Genomic DNA, 16,474 nt, shown 5'->3' on the forward strand with positions numbered 1-16,474 from the left:
CATCTACCCGGGATAGAAGTTACCGAGGAATTTACCCGGTAAAGGCCAAATCTTCAGCGTCGATCTGCATCAGGTTACGGGTCGGGCTCAGCATGCTGGTGGCATGGCTCTGGGCACGGGGTAACAGGCGCTCGTAGTAGAACTCTGCGGTGCTGATCTTGGTCTGGTAGAAGGCTTCCGATTCATCACCACCTTTCTCCAGCTTGTCAGTCGCTACCGCGGCCTGACGCAGCCACATATACGCCATGGACACGTATCCGCTGTACATCAGGAAGTCGTAAGCCGCTGCGCTGACCACATCGCGGTCTTTGCGAGCAGAAAGCATCACGCGTACCGTCAGCAGGTTCCACTGAGCGGTCAGTTTCAGCAGCTCAACGGCCATCGGACGCAGGGTGCTGTTGGTTAGGTACTTACGAGCGAAGTTCGCAACTTTCAGAGTGAACTCCCGTACCGCGCCACCTTGGGTCATCAGCAACACTTTACGGCCCAGCAGGTCCAGCGCCTGAATGCCGGTGGTGCCTTCATACAGTGTGGCAATTCGGGTATCCCGAGCGATCTGCTCCATACCGTGCTCACGAATGTAGCCGTGGCCACCAAACACCTGCATACCCAGGTTTGCCGCTTCGTTGCCCAGCTCGGTCAGGAAGCCTTTCAGGATCGGGGTCAGGAAGCCCAGCTTGTCATCGTGCTTCTTGGCGGCTTTTTCGTCGTTGGCGGTGTGCGCTTCAACCATATGGTCAGCCGTTTTAGCCGCGTAGTACAGCATGGCGCGACCGCCTTCAGCGATGGCTTTTTGAGTCAGCAGCATGCGGCGAACGTCAGCATGGTGAATCAGGCTGTCAGCGATTTGGTCTGGCTCTTTTTTACCAGACAGAGCGCGCATGGAACGACGGTCTTTGGCGTATTCCAGAGCCCACTGATATGACAGCTCTGCAGGGCCAACGCCCTGAATGGCAGTACCGATACGAGCCGTGTTCATAAAGGTGAACATGCATTCCAGGCCTTCGTTTTCAGGGCCGATCATGTAGCCAGTTGCATCATCAAAGTTCATGACGCAGGTTGCGGAAGCTTTGATGCCCATTTTCTTCTCAAGGCTGCCACAGGTAACGCCGTTACGCTCACCAACGCCGCCGTCTGCTGATGGCAGGAACTTGGGAACGATAAACAGGCTGATGCCGCGGGTGCCTTTAGGAGCGCCAGGCAGACGCGCCAGCACAATGTGGACAATGTTTTCAGTGAGGTCGTGTTCACCGGAGGAAATGAAAATTTTGGTACCGGTAAGTTTATAAGTACCGTCGGCCTGTGGCTCGGCTTTGGTTTTTACTTGGCCAAGGTCGGTACCGCACTGAGGCTCGGTCAAACACATGGTGCCGCCCCAGCGGCCTTCAGTCAGCGGAACTAGGTAGGTTTGCTTCTGCTCGTCACTGCCATGCAGGTAGATGGTGTTCATCGCGCCCAGCGACAAGCCCGGGTACATGGCGAACGACCAGTTAGCAGTACCCATCATTTCCTGTTTGAACAAACCCATGGAGGCAGGCAAGCCCTGACCACCGAATTCTTCCGGGGCAGACAGACCCTGCCAGCCGCCCATCACATACTGGTTGTACGCTTCTTTGAAACCTTTTGGCGTTGTTACTTCGCCGTTTTCCAGCTTACAGCCTTCTTCGTCGCCTACCTGGTACAACGGGCTCAGCTCTTCTTCACAGAATCGGCCACACTCGTTCAGGATCGCTTCAACGATGTCCGGAGTGGCATTCTCACCAGAGCTCAGGCCAGCGTAATGACGTGGATAATCGAACACGTCGTTCATCAAAAATTTCATATCCCGCAAGGGTGCTTTGTATTGAGGCATAACCAATCCTTCCCGTGTGCATTAGAGGGCTCGATGACCCTGATGCTTTTAGTTGTACGGTATTCAGAGGAGGCTGCCATTGACGAAAACCTCCGTGGGCACTGTCAATTTGGACAATTGGCCGAAATGACGGAGTTGGAAATGGGGGTAAGTGTGTAAAAATCATGCAAAAGTGCTTGGTTGGGAGTCTGGTGCATGGCGTGGTGTAAAAGAGTCTTATAAGGTAAGTGGAACTGAATCGGCCTGTGCGGGTCAGTCAGAATCCCGGGTGTGGATAAGCCCGTAACGTTTATTACTAACAGGTTGTTAAAGCTCATGTGGAAGCAGTGGTTGGTTGGGCTGGTGGTCATCGTCATGGTGCTGGTGGGAGCGGGTGTTTACCTGAACCAGCAACCGGTCGCCGATAGACAGATTCGGCAGGCTAAGGCGACAACGGTCAACATCGCCACACCGGAATGGCGCCAGATCAGAGATCGGATCTCTTCGGTAGCCAACTTGCGGGCGGTTGACTCCGTCGAGTTGATGACGGAAGTCAGTGGCCGGGTGGTGGCGATCAATCTGGAGCCTGGCAAACCGGTTCAACAAGGGGATGTGCTGCTTCGTTTGGACGACCGACAGGCGCGTGCCAACTTGGCGGTGTTGAAAGCCCGGCTTTCCGATGCCCGACGGCAGTATGAAAGGGCGAGCAGTCTACGCGCCAACAACAGTGTCTCCCAATCTCAGGTTGATGAGCTGCAAACGTCTGTGGCGGTTGCGGTGGCTGAGTTGGAGGCCGCCAAAGTGCGGCTGGAAAACCATCGCATTGAAGCGCCGTTTGCTGGAGTGATTGGGCTCTCTGCCATTAGCCCGGGCGCTTTTTTGCAAGCCGGAACCAGTATTACCACGTTGGATTCCAGCGGCCAGCTGGAGTTGAACTTTTCAGTACCAGAAAGGTTTGTCGGTCAGGTAAAGGTTGGACAGCCGGTCTCAGCGGTGTCGCCGGCGTTTCCCGATCAGGTGTTTGAAGGCCAATTGGTGGAGCTCGCTACCCGCATTAGCGAGCTGAGCCGGACGTTGGCGGTACGCGCATTGATCGACAACGCCGATGGCATGCTGCGGCCGGGGCAGTTTATGTCAGCATCACTGACGTTACAGGAACGGAAAGGTCTGGTGTTGCCCGAACAGGCGGTGATGGTGCGTGGTGATGAAAAATATGTGTTTGTGGCAGAAGATGGTATAGCCCGCCGGGTATCGGTTCAGATTGGAAATCGTATGCCGGGGTGGGTGGAAGTGACGAAAGGTTTGAGCATCGACGATAGGGTCGTGGTCACGGGGCAAGACCGACTGAGCTCCGGAAATCGCATCCGCGTGGTTGAGTCTGACCGCTCGATTCCCGAAAACCGGTTCGAACCTGTCCGGGAGTCCTGATCCATGGTGCTTTCTGATATTTCGATCAAGCGCCCGGTGTTTGCCACCGTGCTCAGCCTGTTGATTGTCGTGTTTGGCCTGTCGGCGCTGTTCGGCTTGCCGGTGCGGGAATACCCGGATATTGACCCGCCCGTGGTGTCTGTTTCCACCGAATACACCGGTGCGGCGGCAGAGGTGGTGGATAGTCAGATCACGCAAGTGATTGAAGGAAGTATCAGCGGAATTGAAGGTATTCGGTCTATTGAATCCTCCACCGAGCAGGGCGAATCCCGCACCAACATTGAATTCAATACGTCCCGGGATATTGATGTTGCCGCTAACGATGTACGTGATGCGGTGTCGAGGATACTGAATCGGCTACCGGATGAAGCCGATCCGCCCGTAGTCCGAAAGGCTGACTCCGATGCTCGGCCCATGATGTGGGTGACGCTGACCAGTGACGTTTGGGACGCTGCCGAGCTCAGTGATTTTGCCGACCGGGTATTGAGTGATCGCTTTTCGGTGCTGGACGGTGTGGCCGATGTCCGTATCGGGGGCGAACGTCGCTACGCCATCCGGGTTTGGCTGGATCGAGAAAAACTGGCGGCGCGAAATATTACTGTGGCTGAAGTCGAGCAGGCCCTCCGCGCTAATAACGTGGAACTGCCGGCAGGTTCGGTAGATTCAGCTACCCGCAACTTCACGGTACGAGCTGAAGGCCGTTTATCCACAGTGGACGAGTTCCGTAATCTCGTGGTACGCCGGGATGGCAACGATTTATTGCGCCTGGGCGAGGTTGCCAACGTACAAATGGGCGTGGAATCCGATGTCGGGCGGCTCCGGGCCAGCGGGCGAACGGCCATCGGTATGGGCATTATTCGCCAGTCGAAAGCGAATACCGTGGCGGTCTCCGACGCGGTAAAAGCGGAATTGGACGTGATTCGCGAAACCTTGCCACCCGAGGTGTCGATCTCAGAAAGTTATGACGAATCCATCTTTATCCGGGCCTCCATCAAAGAAGTGCTGATTACGCTGGCGATCTCCGTATCGTTGGTGATTCTGGTGATTTTTCTGTTTCTGCGCTCCTGGCGCGCCACCTTGATACCCGCGGTGACCATACCGGTTGCGGTCATTGGGGCCTTTATCGGTTTAGGTTTTCTGGGCTTTTCCATCAACGTACTGACACTGCTGGCGGTGATTCTGGCAATCGGTCTGGTGGTGGACGATGCCATTGTGATGCTGGAGAACATTCAGCGGCGTATTGATGAGGGGGAACCGCCGTTGCTGGCGGCCTACCACGGTGCCAAGCAGGTCGCCTTCGCGGTCATTGCCACCACATTGACCTTGGTTGCTGTATTTGTGCCGATTTCGTTTATGGGCGGCAACATCGGGCGGCTGTTTGCGGAGTTCGGCTTTACGCTGGCCGCGGCGGTGATCGTTTCCAGCTTGGTGGCTCTGACGTTGGCGCCGATGTTGTGTTCGAAATGGCTCAGACACAGCCCTGAAACGGAAGAAGGGCATCGGCTGTGGGCGTTCAGCGAAAAGGTCTTGAACGGCCTGACCAACGGTTATGAGAAAGCGCTTCGGTTTTCCTTGAATCAATCTGGCTTGCTGTTGGGATTGGGGGTGGCCGGGGTGGTGATTGCCGGAGTGATCTATCCCAATCTACCGCAGGAACTAGCGCCTACCGAAGACCGCGGTGTGATCATCATGCCGGTTGGTGCGCCGCGGGGTTCCACCGTGGAGTTCACCGATCACTTTGTTCAACAGGCCGAGCAGGAGTTGCTTGGCTACCTGGATGACGGGACGGCAGAGCGATTCTTGTCGATTGTCGGCTTCAGTAACGAAGAGGACAGTGCGTTCATGATCATGGGGCTGGCGCCTTGGGACCAGCGAACCGTCAAGCAACAAGCGGTGACCTCTGAAATACGGGCAAAAATTGCGGATATCTCCGGCGTTCGTATCAACGTGATTAACCCGCCCGGGCTTGGTCAGCGTGGTTTCAGTCAGCCAGTGGAGTTTGTGGTGGCGGGCCCGGACTATGCGTTGGTACAGGCATGGAGTGATGAAATTGTCGAGCGGGCTAAGGAAAACCCGAATCTGTTGAATGTGGATAGTGATTTTGAGCTGACTCGCCCCGAATTGCGGGTCAATATCGACCGCGATCGGGCCGCCGATCTCGATATCACGGTTGAAGACGTCGGCCTGACCCTGCAAACCATGCTGGCGTCGCGCCAAGTGACCACCTATATGGATCGCGGGCAGGAATACGATGTCATTGTTCAGGCCGAAGATGCCCATCGAGCGACTCCGGACGATCTGGAACAGATATTTATGCGACCCAGGGCAGGGGGGCAGCTGATTCCCTTGAAAGCACTGGTGTCTGTGGATGAAATTGGCGCTAACCCGGATCTTAAGCGTATTGACCGGTTACCGGCCGTCGTCATCAGTGCCTCATTGGCCGATGGTTATGATTTGGGTACCGCGCTCAATTATTTGAACAATCTGGCTGTGGATAACTTGCCTCCGGAAGCCCGTGTTTCGTTCAGAGGGCTTTCCCGGGAATTTGAGGAATCCTCATCAGCCATCTTGATCACCTTTGCCTTGGCGTTCGTGATTGTTTTTCTGGTGCTGGCGGCTCAGTTCGAAAGCTGGATTCATCCGTTGATTATCATGCTGTCTGTACCTTTGGCGGTCACCGGAGCGCTGCTTGCGCTGGCTTGGTCCGGCATTAGTCTGAATATCTACAGTCAGATCGGCATCATCATGCTGCTGGGGTTGATGGCCAAAAACGGGATACTCATCGTTGAGTTCGCCAACCAGCTTCGAGATCAAGGGTACGAAGTTCGGGATGCCATTCTTGAAGGCGCAATTCTTCGTTTCAGGCCGGTATTGATGACCACGATATCCACAGTGTTTGGTGCGGTGCCACTGGTAATTGCTACCGGTGCCGGGGCTGAGAGTCGCACAGCGATCGGTGTGGTCATACTTGGGGGCCTGATCTTTGCGACTACACTGACGTTGTTCATCATTCCGGTGTTGTATAACTTGTTGGCCCGATTTGCGAAGTCCTCCAACGCTGTGGAAAAAGAGTTGGAACGCCTGGCTGGCGGCTCTGTTGATGGCCCAGATCAAATTTGAGTGTATTGATTAAGGTGAAGGCGCTGTCGCCCACCTGAATTTGTGGATAACTTGTTTGATAAGTTTGGGAATAGCTTTGGATATAAATATAAAAAAGCATATTTATTAGTAAGTTAAGCTATTTGTTAACGGGTGTGTTCGGGCGTTTTTTCTGTGGATAAAAACTTTAAGAAGTTTTAAGGAGCTGTCCACAAGCCTCTGAAAAACCGTAGGTTTCAGTTTTCTTCCAGGGATCAGAAACCTGACTTTATGTTGTGTTTTGGATTAACGATGCTCGGGTGGTTTGGGATTACACGTAATCTGGTTAAAAATTGCACATTCTGACTGCAATTTCTGCGACGAAGCGGTATACTCGCCGCCCTGATTTTATCCCCCGATTCCCGAGGTGTAGTGTGGATTTTCCAACCCGTTTCGATGTCATTGTCATTGGTGGTGGCCATGCCGGTACTGAAGCCGCTTTGGCGGCCGCGCGCATGGGCTCGGCAACCCTGCTGCTGACCCACAACATTGAAACCTTGGGGCAGATGTCCTGTAACCCGGCCATTGGTGGTATTGGTAAAAGCCATCTGGTGAAGGAAATCGACGCCTTGGGCGGCGCCATGGCCAAAGCTACCGACCAGTCCGGTATCCAATTTCGGGTATTGAATGCCCGAAAGGGTCCAGCGGTTCGCGCTACGCGCGCTCAAGCGGACCGGATTCTCTACAAAGCAGCGATTCGCCACACGCTGGAAAATCAGCCCAACCTCACGCTGTTTCAGCAAGCCGCCGATGATTTGATTGTGGAAAACGATCAGGTCGTAGGCGTGGTGACTCAGACGGGTATCCGTTTTAACGCCAAAACTGTGGTACTCACCACCGGAACCTTCCTGGGTGGAGTTATCCACATCGGCATGCAGAACCATGCCGGTGGCCGCGCGGGCGATGCGCCAGCCAATGCCTTGGCTAAGCGACTGCGGGAACTGCCTTTTAACGTAGGCCGACTGAAAACCGGCACGCCACCGCGTATTGATGCCCGTACCGTTGATTTCTCGGTCATGCAGGAGCAGTGGGGCGATGACCCGACTCCGGTGATGTCATTCATTGGTAGCCGCGATGAGCATCCGGAGCAGATCTGTTGCTATGTAACCCGGACCACCGAAGAAACCCACGACATCATCCGCAGTGGCTTCGACCGCTCGCCGATGTTCGCCGGCAACATCGAGGGCGTGGGCCCGCGCTATTGTCCGTCGATTGAAGACAAGGTCAATCGCTTCGCCGACAAGGATTCGCACCAGATCTTTGTTGAGCCGGAAGGTTTGACCACCAACGAGCTTTACCCCAACGGTATTTCCACCAGTTTGCCGTTCGATATTCAGCTCAAAGCTGTGCAATCCATTCCCGGTTTCGAAAACGCCCACATTCTGCGCCCGGGTTATGCCATCGAGTACGATTACCTGAACCCGCAGGATCTGCGCCACACGCTGGAAACCAAGTTTATCCAGGGGCTGTATTTTGCCGGCCAGATCAACGGCACCACCGGTTATGAAGAAGCTGGTGCGCAGGGGCTGTTGGCAGGTATCAACGCCTCATTGCGCGCTCAGGACAAAGATGAATGGTATCCGCGCCGGGACGAAGCGTATCTGGGTGTATTGGTTGATGACCTGATCACCATGGGCACCAGTGAGCCCTACCGCATGTTCACCAGCCGTGCCGAATACCGCCTGATCCTGCGTGAAGACAACGCCGACCTGCGTTTGACGGAAACCGGCCGCAAGCTGGGTTTGGTTGATGATGAGCGCTGGCAGAAATTCTGTGAAAAGAGCGAAGCCATCGTCAATGAGCGCCGCCGACTGGAAGAAACCCGAATCCACCCGAACACCGAAGCCGGTGAGCGCGCCAACGGTTTCCTCAAGCAACCGATGACCCGAGACCAGTCTCTGGCAGAACTGCTGCGTCGCCCGGAAATCGTGTACCAGCACATTGCCGACATTGGTGGTGATTGTGCGGAAGACCCGGTGGTGGCTGAGCAGGTGGAAATCGAAGTCAAGTACGAAGGCTACATTTCCCGTCAGGCAGATGAAATTGAGCGCTTGCGTAGAAACGAGAATACTCGGCTGCCGGTGGACCTGGATTACGAGGTGATCGGCGGTTTGTCCAACGAGATTAAACAAAAGCTGCAGGAAGTGCGCCCTGAAACGGTCGCCCAGGCTTCTCGTATCCAAGGGGTGACCCCGGCTGCGATCAGCCAGATCCTCGTTCACCTGAAAAAGCGGGACCTTCTCCGCAAGCAAAGCGCCTGATCCAAAATCTATGACTTATCCACAGTGGCAAAGCCAGCTCCAAGACGGGCTGGCTGAGATGCAGCTTTCCTTGAGTGATGGCCAGCAACAACAGTTGCTGGCTTTTCTCGCTCTGCTGAACAAATGGAACAAAGCCTATAACCTGACCGCGGTCCGCGATGAACGGGTCATGGTGTCGCGCCAGTTACTGGACAGCCTGAGCATCATGCCTTGGGTAACGACCGATCACTTGCTCGACGTCGGCGCCGGTGGTGGTATGCCCGGCATCCCTCTGGCGATTGTGTTTCCGGAAAAACGCTTCACGCTTCTGGACAGTAACGGCAAGAAAACCCGGTTTCTGAATCAGTGCGTGTTAGAGCTGGGCTTAAAGAACGTAGACGTTATCCACGGTCGTGCTGAAGATTGCCAGCCTGAACAGCCATTCCGTCAGATCAGCAGCCGGGCGTTTACCGCTTTAGAGAACCTGGTGACCTGGTGTGGACAACTTTTGGCGGATGACGGTGAGTTCCTTGCTATGAAAGGTCAGTATCCGGATGATGAAGTAGCTGCCCTTCCAAGCCGTTGGCAGGTAGAATCCAACCATTCTCTGACGGTCCCCGGTGCTGATGGTGAACGACACTTGTTAATCGTCACCCGGCACCCATCATCCCGGTAACCCGCAACAGCAGGAGGCAAAGCATGACGCGCGTGATTGCAGTGACCAATCAAAAAGGCGGTGTGGGTAAAACCACCACTTGCGTCAATCTTGCTGCGTCGTTGGTTGCCATCAAACGTCGGGTGTTGCTGGTCGACATGGATCCACAGGGCAACGCCACCATGGGCAGTGGTGTGGATAAAAACGCCCTTGAACTGTCTGGCTACGATTTGCTGACTAAACGAGCAACGGCTGAAGAAGTCATGGTCAAAACCGACCCGGCCGGTTTTGATTTGCTGCCGGGTAACGGTGACCTGACAGCGGCCGAGGTCGAGCTAATGAACGAAATTGGCCGTGAGCACCGGTTACGTTTGGCGTTGAGCGGTGTTCGCGACAATTACGATTACATCCTGATCGATTGCCCACCTTCATTAAACTTGTTAACCGTGAATTCACTGTCTGCGGCCGATTCGGTATTGATTCCCATGCAGTGTGAATACTATGCACTGGAAGGGTTGGCGGCCTTGATGAATACCGTGGAACAAATCAAGGAAACCGTGAATCCTCAGCTGGAAATGGAAGGCATCCTTCGTACCATGTACGATCCGCGCAACAGCCTGACGCTCGATGTATCCGGCCAGCTACGCGAGTATTTCGGCGACAAGGTGTATCGGGCCGTGATCCCCCGCAACGTGCGTCTAGCCGAAGCACCCAGTTATGGCATGCCAGCTCTGAATTATGACAAGGCATCCAAGGGTGCCATTGCTTATCTGGCGATGGCCGGTGAGATGGTTCGTCGGCACGGAACCAAAAAGACATCCAGCGCCGTTGCGGTGTAACATAGTTTGCCGTCAGGCAACCATGCATCCATTATTTCACTAGGAAGAATGACAACTACCATGGCGGCGAAGAAGCGAGGCTTGGGCGAACGTGGTTTAGGAGCTCTGTTACAGGGTTCCAAAGTGAACCTCAATCAGAGCAGCGAAAGCGCAAAACGCGACGGCGAGATGCAGGATATTCCTGTCGATCTCATTCAGCGTGGGCGTTACCAGCCTCGGCGTGATATGGATCCCGCCGCGCTGCAGGAGTTGGCGGATTCCATTCGCCAACAGGGTGTGATGCAGCCGGTTGTTGTTCGCCCCATTGCCGATGGTCGCTATGAGCTGATTGCTGGCGAGCGCCGTTGGCGCGCTACTCAGTTGGCCGAGTTGGACAGCATCCCCGCCATCATCCGCGAAGTACCGGATGAAGCCGCCATTGCTATGGCGCTGATTGAAAACATTCAGCGCGAAAACCTGAACCCGATAGAAGAAGCCTTTGCCCTGCAGCGGTTGCAAGACGAGTTTGGTCTGACCCAGGCACAAGTTGCCGAGGCTGTGGGTAAGTCCCGTACCACCATTACCAACCTTCTGCGTTTGATCGGGCTGACCGAAGACGTGCGTACCATGCTGGAGCACGGTGATCTTGAAATGGGTCATGGCCGGGCCATGCTGACGCTGCCGCCAGAACAACAGATGCAAGTGGCGCGGCAAGTCGTCGCCAAATCCCTTTCGGTGCGTCAGACCGAAGCGCTGGTTCGCCGTTTTCAGCAGGAAACCCCCGAAGAGAAGGGTGAAGCGAAGAAAGTGCTCGACCCGAACATTCGCGCCCTGCAAGACGACCTTTCCGAGCGATTGGGTGCTCGGGTGTCTATCGCTCATGGCAAGCGCGGCAAGGGAAAGCTGGTAATTGAGTACACATCGTTGGATGAGCTCGATGGGATCTTAGGCCATATTCGCTAACGCCGATAAATTTAGCAAAATCATCCGAAAGGCCTGGTTTCGTCATGAAACACCAGATGTGGTTGTGCGATAGGTTGCAGAGCACAACTTGTGTGAAGTTGAAGCGTTGAAGACTTCGCGTTGATCAAAAAATACCCGAATTTTCCCGGCGACTCAGTTGAACAGCTACCGGTTAACACATATAATTCCGCGCGCTTGGAATGACAGTAGGTGATATGACCCGTTATAGGAAAGCCATCACGTACGTGCCGCTAGCAAAGTGGCTGACTATAGAGATGGCCACACTGATCATTCTCAGTTTGTTATGGTTAACTGAAAGTCGTTTGGCTGGTTATTCCGCGTTTATCGGCGGTCTTATTTTTGTCATACCAAACGCGTATTTTGCCCATCGAACATTCAGGTATCAGGGCGCCCGCCAAATTCATGTGGCGGTAGGAAATATGTTCAGGGCAGAGAGCATCAAGCTCGCCCTTACCGCGATTTTTTTTGCGGCCGTTTTCACTTTAATGGAGCCAGTACATGTACCGGCTCTGTTATTCACTTTTGCTGTGATGGTTGTGTTGGGTACGGCATTACGCTGGCTCATCCGGCCGCAACCACAGCGATGACTGGACGAGAGCAGTATGGCAGCTGATACCCCAGTAGAGTATATAAAACACCACCTAACCAACCTTACCTATGGCAAGCTTCCGGCCGGCTATGAGCGGGCTGATGGCAGTGTCGTGCAAGAGGCCAGTTGGTCATTTGCAACCACCGCCCAGGAAGCAGCAGACATGGGTTTCATGGCGATCCACGTGGATACCATGGGTTGGTCCATCGCAATGGGCCTTCTATTCTTGGGCTTGTTCCGCTTTGCCGCTTCTCGGGTAACCGAAGGTGTGCCGAGTGGTCTGCAAAACCTGGTAGAGGTGTGCTTCGAGTTTATCCAGGGTCTTGTTCGTGACGTATTCCACGGCAAAAACCCTCTGATTGCGCCGCTGGCGCTGACGATTTTCGTCTGGATCTTCCTGATGAACGTCCTGAAGCTCATTCCTGTGGACTTTATCCCGTCTCTGGCTCATGCCATGGGCTTGGAATACTTCAAGATTGTTCCGACCACCGATCCAAACGCTACCTTCGGTATGTCGTTTGGCGTGTTCCTGCTTATCTTGTACTACAGCTTCAAGGTGAAAGGTGTAAGTGGGTTCAGCAAGGAACTGGCTTTTAACCCGTTCAACCATTGGTCCATGATTCCGGTTAACCTGATGCTCGAGATCTTGGCTCTGATCATCAAGCCAATCAGTCTGGCACTGCGTTTGTTCGGTAACATGTACGCCGGTGAAGTTGTGTTTATCCTGATTGCCTTGTTGCCGTTGTGGGTCCAGTGGACGCTGAACGTACCTTGGGCTATTTTCCACATTCTGGTTATCCCGCTTCAGGCCTTTATTTTTACCGTGCTCACTGTGGTTTATCTCAGTGCAGCGCACGAAGATCACTGATTTACCCTTAAATACACAAACCCTTAACTATCTGAAAAAACTGAGGAGTTCTCAATGGAAATGGTATTTATCGCAGCTGCGTTGATCATCGGTCTGGGTGCTTTGGGCGCCGGTATCGGTTTCGGTTTGCTGGGTGGCAAGCTGCTCGAGTCTACTGCTCGTCAGCCAGAAATGGCCAACCAGCTGCAAACTAAAGCATTCATCATGGCTGGTCTGCTTGACGCCGTTCCCATGATCGGTGTTGGTATCGCGATGTACCTGATCTTCGTTGTTGCTGGTTAATAAGACCGCGAATTGAGGGCGTTGGTGCACATCACCACGCCCTTTTTCCGGAAACCAGGACGCAACGAATAGCAAGAGGTATATTGCCGTGAATATAAACCTTACGTTGATAGGGCAATCAATTGCCTTCGCTATTTTCGTCTGGTTCTGCGTCAAGTATGTATGGCCGCCGATCACGGCAGCCATGGAAGCGCGCCAGAAGAAAATTGCAGACGGCCTTTCCGCCGCAGACCGTGCATCGCTAGACCTTGAGCTTGCTCAAGAGAAAGCTGCCAACGAACTGCGCACAGCGAAAGAAGAAGCTGCAGCCCTGATTGACCAGGCCAACAAGCGTGCCGCCCAGATCGTCGAAGCCTCTAAGGACGACGCTCGTAAAGAAGGCGAAAAGCTTATTGAACAGGCCAGGGCAGAAATTCAACAGGAGCGTGTTCAGGCTCGCGACGCACTGAGAAACGAAGTAGCAGCTTTGGCTGTTGCCGGTGCCGAGAAGATTCTGGAAACCTCTGTCGACGGCAAAGCTCACAGCGAGATGCTGGAAAAGCTGGCCGCAGAACTCTAATAGAGGGTCATCATGGCAGAACTAACTACGTTAGCCCGACCCTACGCGAAAGCCGTATTTAAAGCCGCGCAGGACCAGAACGCCGTTGATCATTGGGATCAGGCTCTGGCTTTCGCAGCTCAGGTTGCGGCTGACCAAGAGGTAGTGAAAATCCTGGCCAATCCTGGCCTGTCTGAGCAACGCAAGGCGGAACTCTTCGCAGATTGTTTTGAAGAGCCGCTGCCTGAAGCACTCAGAAACTTCCTGTTGATTCTTGCTGAAAACAAGCGTCTGGCCCTGTTGCCAGAAGTTTCTGCGTTATTCGCCCTGTATCGTGCAGATCTTGAGCGATCCGTTAAGCTGACAATCGATACCGCATTCGAACTGTCGGGCGACGAGCAACAGAAACTGATTGACGCATTGTCCAGAAAGCTGGAGCGCAAGGTTGAGCTTGAAACCGCAGTGGATCAGTCTCTGATCGGCGGCGTGGTAGTACGCACAGGCGACCTGGTTATCGACGCTTCAGTCCGTGGCAAGCTGGCCAGAATGGCCAAGGCTCTGGGCTCCTGATTTCAGCACAAGGTTTGAGGACAAAGGCATGCAGCAACTGAATCCATCCGAGATCAGTGACATCATCAAGAAGAGAATCGAGAAGCTCGATATCTCTTCCGAAGCAAAGAACGAAGGTACGATCCTTTCCGTTTCTGACGGTATCGTACTGATTCACGGTCTGGCCGACGTTATGTACGGCGAGATGATTGAATTTGCCAACGGCACATACGGCATGGCGCTGAACCTTGAGCGTGATTCTGTTGGTGCGGTTGTTCTGGGCGACTACGAAGATCTGGCCGAAGGTCAGAAAGTTCGTTGTACTGGTCGTATCCTGGAAGTACCGGTTGGTAACGAACTGCTGGGCCGTGTAGTAGACGGTCTTGGTAACCCAATCGATGGTAAGGGCGAGCTGGGCAACACTCAGACGTCTCCTGTTGAGAAGGTTGCACCGGGCGTTATCGCTCGTCAGTCCGTTGATGAGCCGGTTCAGACTGGTCTGAAAGCGATCGACACCATGGTTCCAATCGGCCGTGGCCAGCGTGAGCTGATCATCGGTGACCGTCAGATCGGTAAGACCGCTGTTGCGATCGACGCGATCATCAACCAGAAGAACACTGGTATCAAGTGTATCTACGTTGCGGTTGGTCAGAAGCAGTCATCCATCGCTGCGGTTGTGCGTAAGCTTGAAGAGCACGGCGCTATGGACCACACCATCATCGTTGCCGCTGGCGCCGCCGATCCTGCAGCTATGCAGTTCCTGGCTCCATACTCCGGCACCTCTATGGGTGAATTCTTCCGCGACCGCGGTGAAGACGCTCTGATCGTATACGATGATCTGTCCAAGCAAGCTGTTGCTTACCGTCAGATTTCCCTGTTGCTGCGTCGTCCACCAGGACGTGAAGCATACCCAGGTGACGTTTTCTACCTGCACTCCCGTCTGCTGGAGCGTGCTTCTCGCATCAACGCTGAAGAAGTTGAAAAGCTGACCAACGGCGAAGTGAAAGGTAAGACCGGTTCCTTGACCGCTCTGCCAATCATCGAAACCCAGGCTGGTGACGTTTCTGCGTTCGTTCCGACCAACGTGATCTCCATCACCGACGGTCAGATCTTCCTGGAAACCAACCTGTTTAACTCCGGTATCCGTCCTGCCATGAACGCAGGTATCTCGGTATCGCGGGTAGGTGGTGCAGCTCAGACCAAGATCATGAAGAAGCTTGGCGGTAGCATCCGTCTGGCTTTGGCTCAGTACCGTGAACTGGCAGCATTCGCCCAGTTTGCTTCTGATCTTGACGAAGCGACCCGTAAGCAGCTTGAGCATGGTCAGCGCGTAACCGAGCTGATGAAGCAGAACCAGTACAGCCCGATGACCGTGGCTGAAATGGGTACTGTACTGTTCGCAGCGAACGAAGGCTTCCTTGACGATGTTGACGTAGACAAGGTTGTGAACTTTGAAGCACAGCTTCTGGACTGGATGCGTTCTGAGCAGAAAGAACTGCTCGACCAGATCGGTCCTGATGGTAAGTTCAACGACGACATCGCTGCCGGCCTGAAAGCTGCTCTGGAGAAATTCAAGACCACTCAGAGCTGGTAAATCCACTGGGCCCGCCGATGAGCGGGCCTGCTGGTCCCTTTGAGTGTCTAACTTGAAAAGGCAGTGACTTATGGCCGTCGGAAAAGAAATACGTAACCAGATCGGAAGCATCAAGAGCACGCAGAAGATCACTTCCGCCATGGAAATGGTGGCGGCGAGTAAGATGCGCAAAGCTCAAGACCGTATGCAGGCAACTCGCCCGTATGCGGAAAAGATGCGTCAGGTAATCGGACATATTGCCAAGTCCAATAAAGATTACCGTCATCCGTTCATGCAGGAGCGTGAGGTCAAGCGGGTAGGCTACATTGTAGTTTCCTCAGACCGTGGCCTGTGTGGTGGCTTGAACACGAACGCGTTCAAACTGCTCGTGCGCGAAATGCGTGAATGGAAAGAAAAAGGTATTGAGACCGATATCTGTGCCATCGGCCAGAAAGCCGCCTCCTTTTTCCGCAGCTACGGCGGAAATGTGGTGGCAGCCCTGACCCACATAGGCGACAGCCCTAGTGCGGAACAGCTGATTGGCAGCGTTAAGGTGATGTTGAATGCGTTCGAGGAAGGCAAGATTGACCGCCTGTTCCTGATCAGCAACGAATTCGTGAACACCATGACGCAGAGCCCGAAGTCGGAGCAATTGTTGCCTCTGCCTGAAGGTTCCAGTGATGACATCGGTCGCCAGTGGGATTACATCTACGAGCCGGACTCACGTCCGATTCTTGACGGGTTGATGCCACGTTATATCGAATCCCAGGTGTATCAGGGTGTGGTAGAGAATCTGGCTTGTGAACAAGCCGCCCGGATGATCGCTATGAAGAGCGCAACTGACAACGCTGGTGGCATCATTGATGAACTCCAGCTGGCCTATAACAAGGCCCGTCAGGCAGCGATCACACAAGAGATTTCGGAGATCGTGAGCGGCGCAGCATCTGTTTGATCGCGCTCACTAACCTACTGGTTTTATTG

14 protein-coding genes are annotated in these 16,474 nt (G+C 54.1%); 13 read left to right on the top strand and 1 reads right to left on the bottom strand.

Annotated elements, in window-relative coordinates:
* Positions 1 to 31: 31 nt before the first annotated feature.
* A complete protein-coding gene (locus ACNQ6O_RS13790) occupies positions 32 to 1,852 on the bottom strand; it encodes an acyl-CoA dehydrogenase C-terminal domain-containing protein (RefSeq protein WP_418053804.1) in 1,821 nt (606 codons plus the stop codon).
* Between the two features lie 315 nt (positions 1,853 to 2,167).
* Here ACNQ6O_RS13790 and ACNQ6O_RS13795 point away from each other — a divergent pair, with 315 nt between their 5' ends.
* The 13 genes from ACNQ6O_RS13795 (at position 2,168) to atpG (ending at position 16,445) form a co-directional block, all read left to right on the top strand.
* Entirely contained in the window at positions 2,168 to 3,259 is a 1,092-nt protein-coding gene (locus ACNQ6O_RS13795; RefSeq protein ID WP_418053805.1) for an efflux RND transporter periplasmic adaptor subunit, read from the top strand.
* A 3-nt stretch (positions 3,260 to 3,262) separates the two neighbouring features.
* Positions 3,263 to 6,379, top strand: coding sequence for an efflux RND transporter permease subunit (locus ACNQ6O_RS13800; protein ID WP_418053806.1), 3,117 nt, complete (start codon positions 3,263 to 3,265; stop codon positions 6,377 to 6,379).
* Between the two features lie 392 nt (positions 6,380 to 6,771).
* A complete protein-coding gene (mnmG, locus tag ACNQ6O_RS13805) occupies positions 6,772 to 8,658 on the top strand; it encodes a tRNA uridine-5-carboxymethylaminomethyl(34) synthesis enzyme MnmG (RefSeq protein ID WP_418053807.1) in 1,887 nt (628 codons plus the stop codon).
* A 10-nt stretch (positions 8,659 to 8,668) separates the two neighbouring features.
* Positions 8,669 to 9,313, top strand: coding sequence for a 16S rRNA (guanine(527)-N(7))-methyltransferase RsmG (gene rsmG, locus ACNQ6O_RS13810; protein ID WP_418053808.1), 645 nt, complete (start codon positions 8,669 to 8,671; stop codon positions 9,311 to 9,313).
* Between the two features lie 23 nt (positions 9,314 to 9,336).
* Positions 9,337 to 10,131, top strand: a complete 795-nt coding sequence (locus ACNQ6O_RS13815; protein WP_418053809.1) for a ParA family protein — start codon at positions 9,337 to 9,339, stop codon at positions 10,129 to 10,131.
* A 60-nt stretch (positions 10,132 to 10,191) separates the two neighbouring features.
* Entirely contained in the window at positions 10,192 to 11,073 is an 882-nt protein-coding gene (locus ACNQ6O_RS13820) for a ParB/RepB/Spo0J family partition protein (protein ID WP_418053810.1), read from the top strand.
* A 200-nt stretch (positions 11,074 to 11,273) separates the two neighbouring features.
* Positions 11,274 to 11,681, top strand: a complete 408-nt coding sequence (locus ACNQ6O_RS13825) for an ATP synthase subunit I (protein WP_114335131.1) — start codon at positions 11,274 to 11,276, stop codon at positions 11,679 to 11,681.
* 15 nt (positions 11,682 to 11,696) lie between these two features.
* Positions 11,697 to 12,551: a F0F1 ATP synthase subunit A gene (gene atpB, locus ACNQ6O_RS13830; protein WP_418053811.1), complete on the top strand. Its 855-nt coding sequence runs from the start codon at positions 11,697 to 11,699 to the stop codon at positions 12,549 to 12,551.
* 54 nt (positions 12,552 to 12,605) lie between these two features.
* Positions 12,606 to 12,833, top strand: a complete 228-nt coding sequence (gene atpE, locus ACNQ6O_RS13835; RefSeq protein WP_014423137.1) for a F0F1 ATP synthase subunit C — start codon at positions 12,606 to 12,608, stop codon at positions 12,831 to 12,833.
* Positions 12,834 to 12,921: 88 nt separating this feature from the next.
* Positions 12,922 to 13,392, top strand: a complete 471-nt coding sequence (locus ACNQ6O_RS13840; protein WP_418053812.1) for a F0F1 ATP synthase subunit B — start codon at positions 12,922 to 12,924, stop codon at positions 13,390 to 13,392.
* Positions 13,393 to 13,404: 12 nt separating this feature from the next.
* Positions 13,405 to 13,941, top strand: a complete 537-nt coding sequence (locus ACNQ6O_RS13845) for a F0F1 ATP synthase subunit delta (protein WP_418053813.1) — start codon at positions 13,405 to 13,407, stop codon at positions 13,939 to 13,941.
* A gap of 28 nt (positions 13,942 to 13,969) precedes the next feature.
* Positions 13,970 to 15,514: a F0F1 ATP synthase subunit alpha gene (gene atpA, locus ACNQ6O_RS13850; RefSeq protein ID WP_418053814.1), complete on the top strand. Its 1,545-nt coding sequence runs from the start codon at positions 13,970 to 13,972 to the stop codon at positions 15,512 to 15,514.
* A 70-nt stretch (positions 15,515 to 15,584) separates the two neighbouring features.
* Positions 15,585 to 16,445 (top strand): F0F1 ATP synthase subunit gamma, encoded by an 861-nt coding sequence (gene atpG, locus ACNQ6O_RS13855; protein ID WP_418053815.1) that lies wholly within the window; start codon positions 15,585 to 15,587, stop codon positions 16,443 to 16,445.
* Positions 16,446 to 16,474: the final 29 nt, after the last annotated feature.

It is taken from the genome of Marinobacter sp. SBS5 (assembly GCF_048285575.1).
Classification (GTDB): domain Bacteria; phylum Pseudomonadota; class Gammaproteobacteria; order Pseudomonadales; family Oleiphilaceae; genus Marinobacter.

What these genes read in the sequence shown, in the direction of transcription:
- ACNQ6O_RS13790 (WP_418053804.1), bottom strand. Translation starts at nt 1,852, where the DNA reads ATGCCTCAATACAAAGCACCCTTGCGGGATATGAAATTTTTGATGAAC.
- ACNQ6O_RS13795 (WP_418053805.1), top strand. Translation starts at nt 2,168, where the DNA reads ATGTGGAAGCAGTGGTTGGTTGGGCTGGTGGTCATCGTCATGGTGCTG.
- ACNQ6O_RS13800 (WP_418053806.1), top strand. Translation starts at nt 3,263, where the DNA reads ATGGTGCTTTCTGATATTTCGATCAAGCGCCCGGTGTTTGCCACCGTG.
- rsmG (WP_418053808.1), top strand. Translation starts at nt 8,669, where the DNA reads ATGACTTATCCACAGTGGCAAAGCCAGCTCCAAGACGGGCTGGCTGAG.
- ACNQ6O_RS13815 (WP_418053809.1), top strand. Translation starts at nt 9,337, where the DNA reads ATGACGCGCGTGATTGCAGTGACCAATCAAAAAGGCGGTGTGGGTAAA.
- ACNQ6O_RS13820 (WP_418053810.1), top strand. Translation starts at nt 10,192, where the DNA reads ATGGCGGCGAAGAAGCGAGGCTTGGGCGAACGTGGTTTAGGAGCTCTG.
- ACNQ6O_RS13825 (WP_114335131.1), top strand. Translation starts at nt 11,274, where the DNA reads ATGACAGTAGGTGATATGACCCGTTATAGGAAAGCCATCACGTACGTG.
- atpB (WP_418053811.1), top strand. Translation starts at nt 11,697, where the DNA reads ATGGCAGCTGATACCCCAGTAGAGTATATAAAACACCACCTAACCAAC.
- atpE (WP_014423137.1), top strand. Translation starts at nt 12,606, where the DNA reads ATGGAAATGGTATTTATCGCAGCTGCGTTGATCATCGGTCTGGGTGCT.
- ACNQ6O_RS13845 (WP_418053813.1), top strand. Translation starts at nt 13,405, where the DNA reads ATGGCAGAACTAACTACGTTAGCCCGACCCTACGCGAAAGCCGTATTT.
- atpA (WP_418053814.1), top strand. Translation starts at nt 13,970, where the DNA reads ATGCAGCAACTGAATCCATCCGAGATCAGTGACATCATCAAGAAGAGA.
- atpG (WP_418053815.1), top strand. Translation starts at nt 15,585, where the DNA reads ATGGCCGTCGGAAAAGAAATACGTAACCAGATCGGAAGCATCAAGAGC.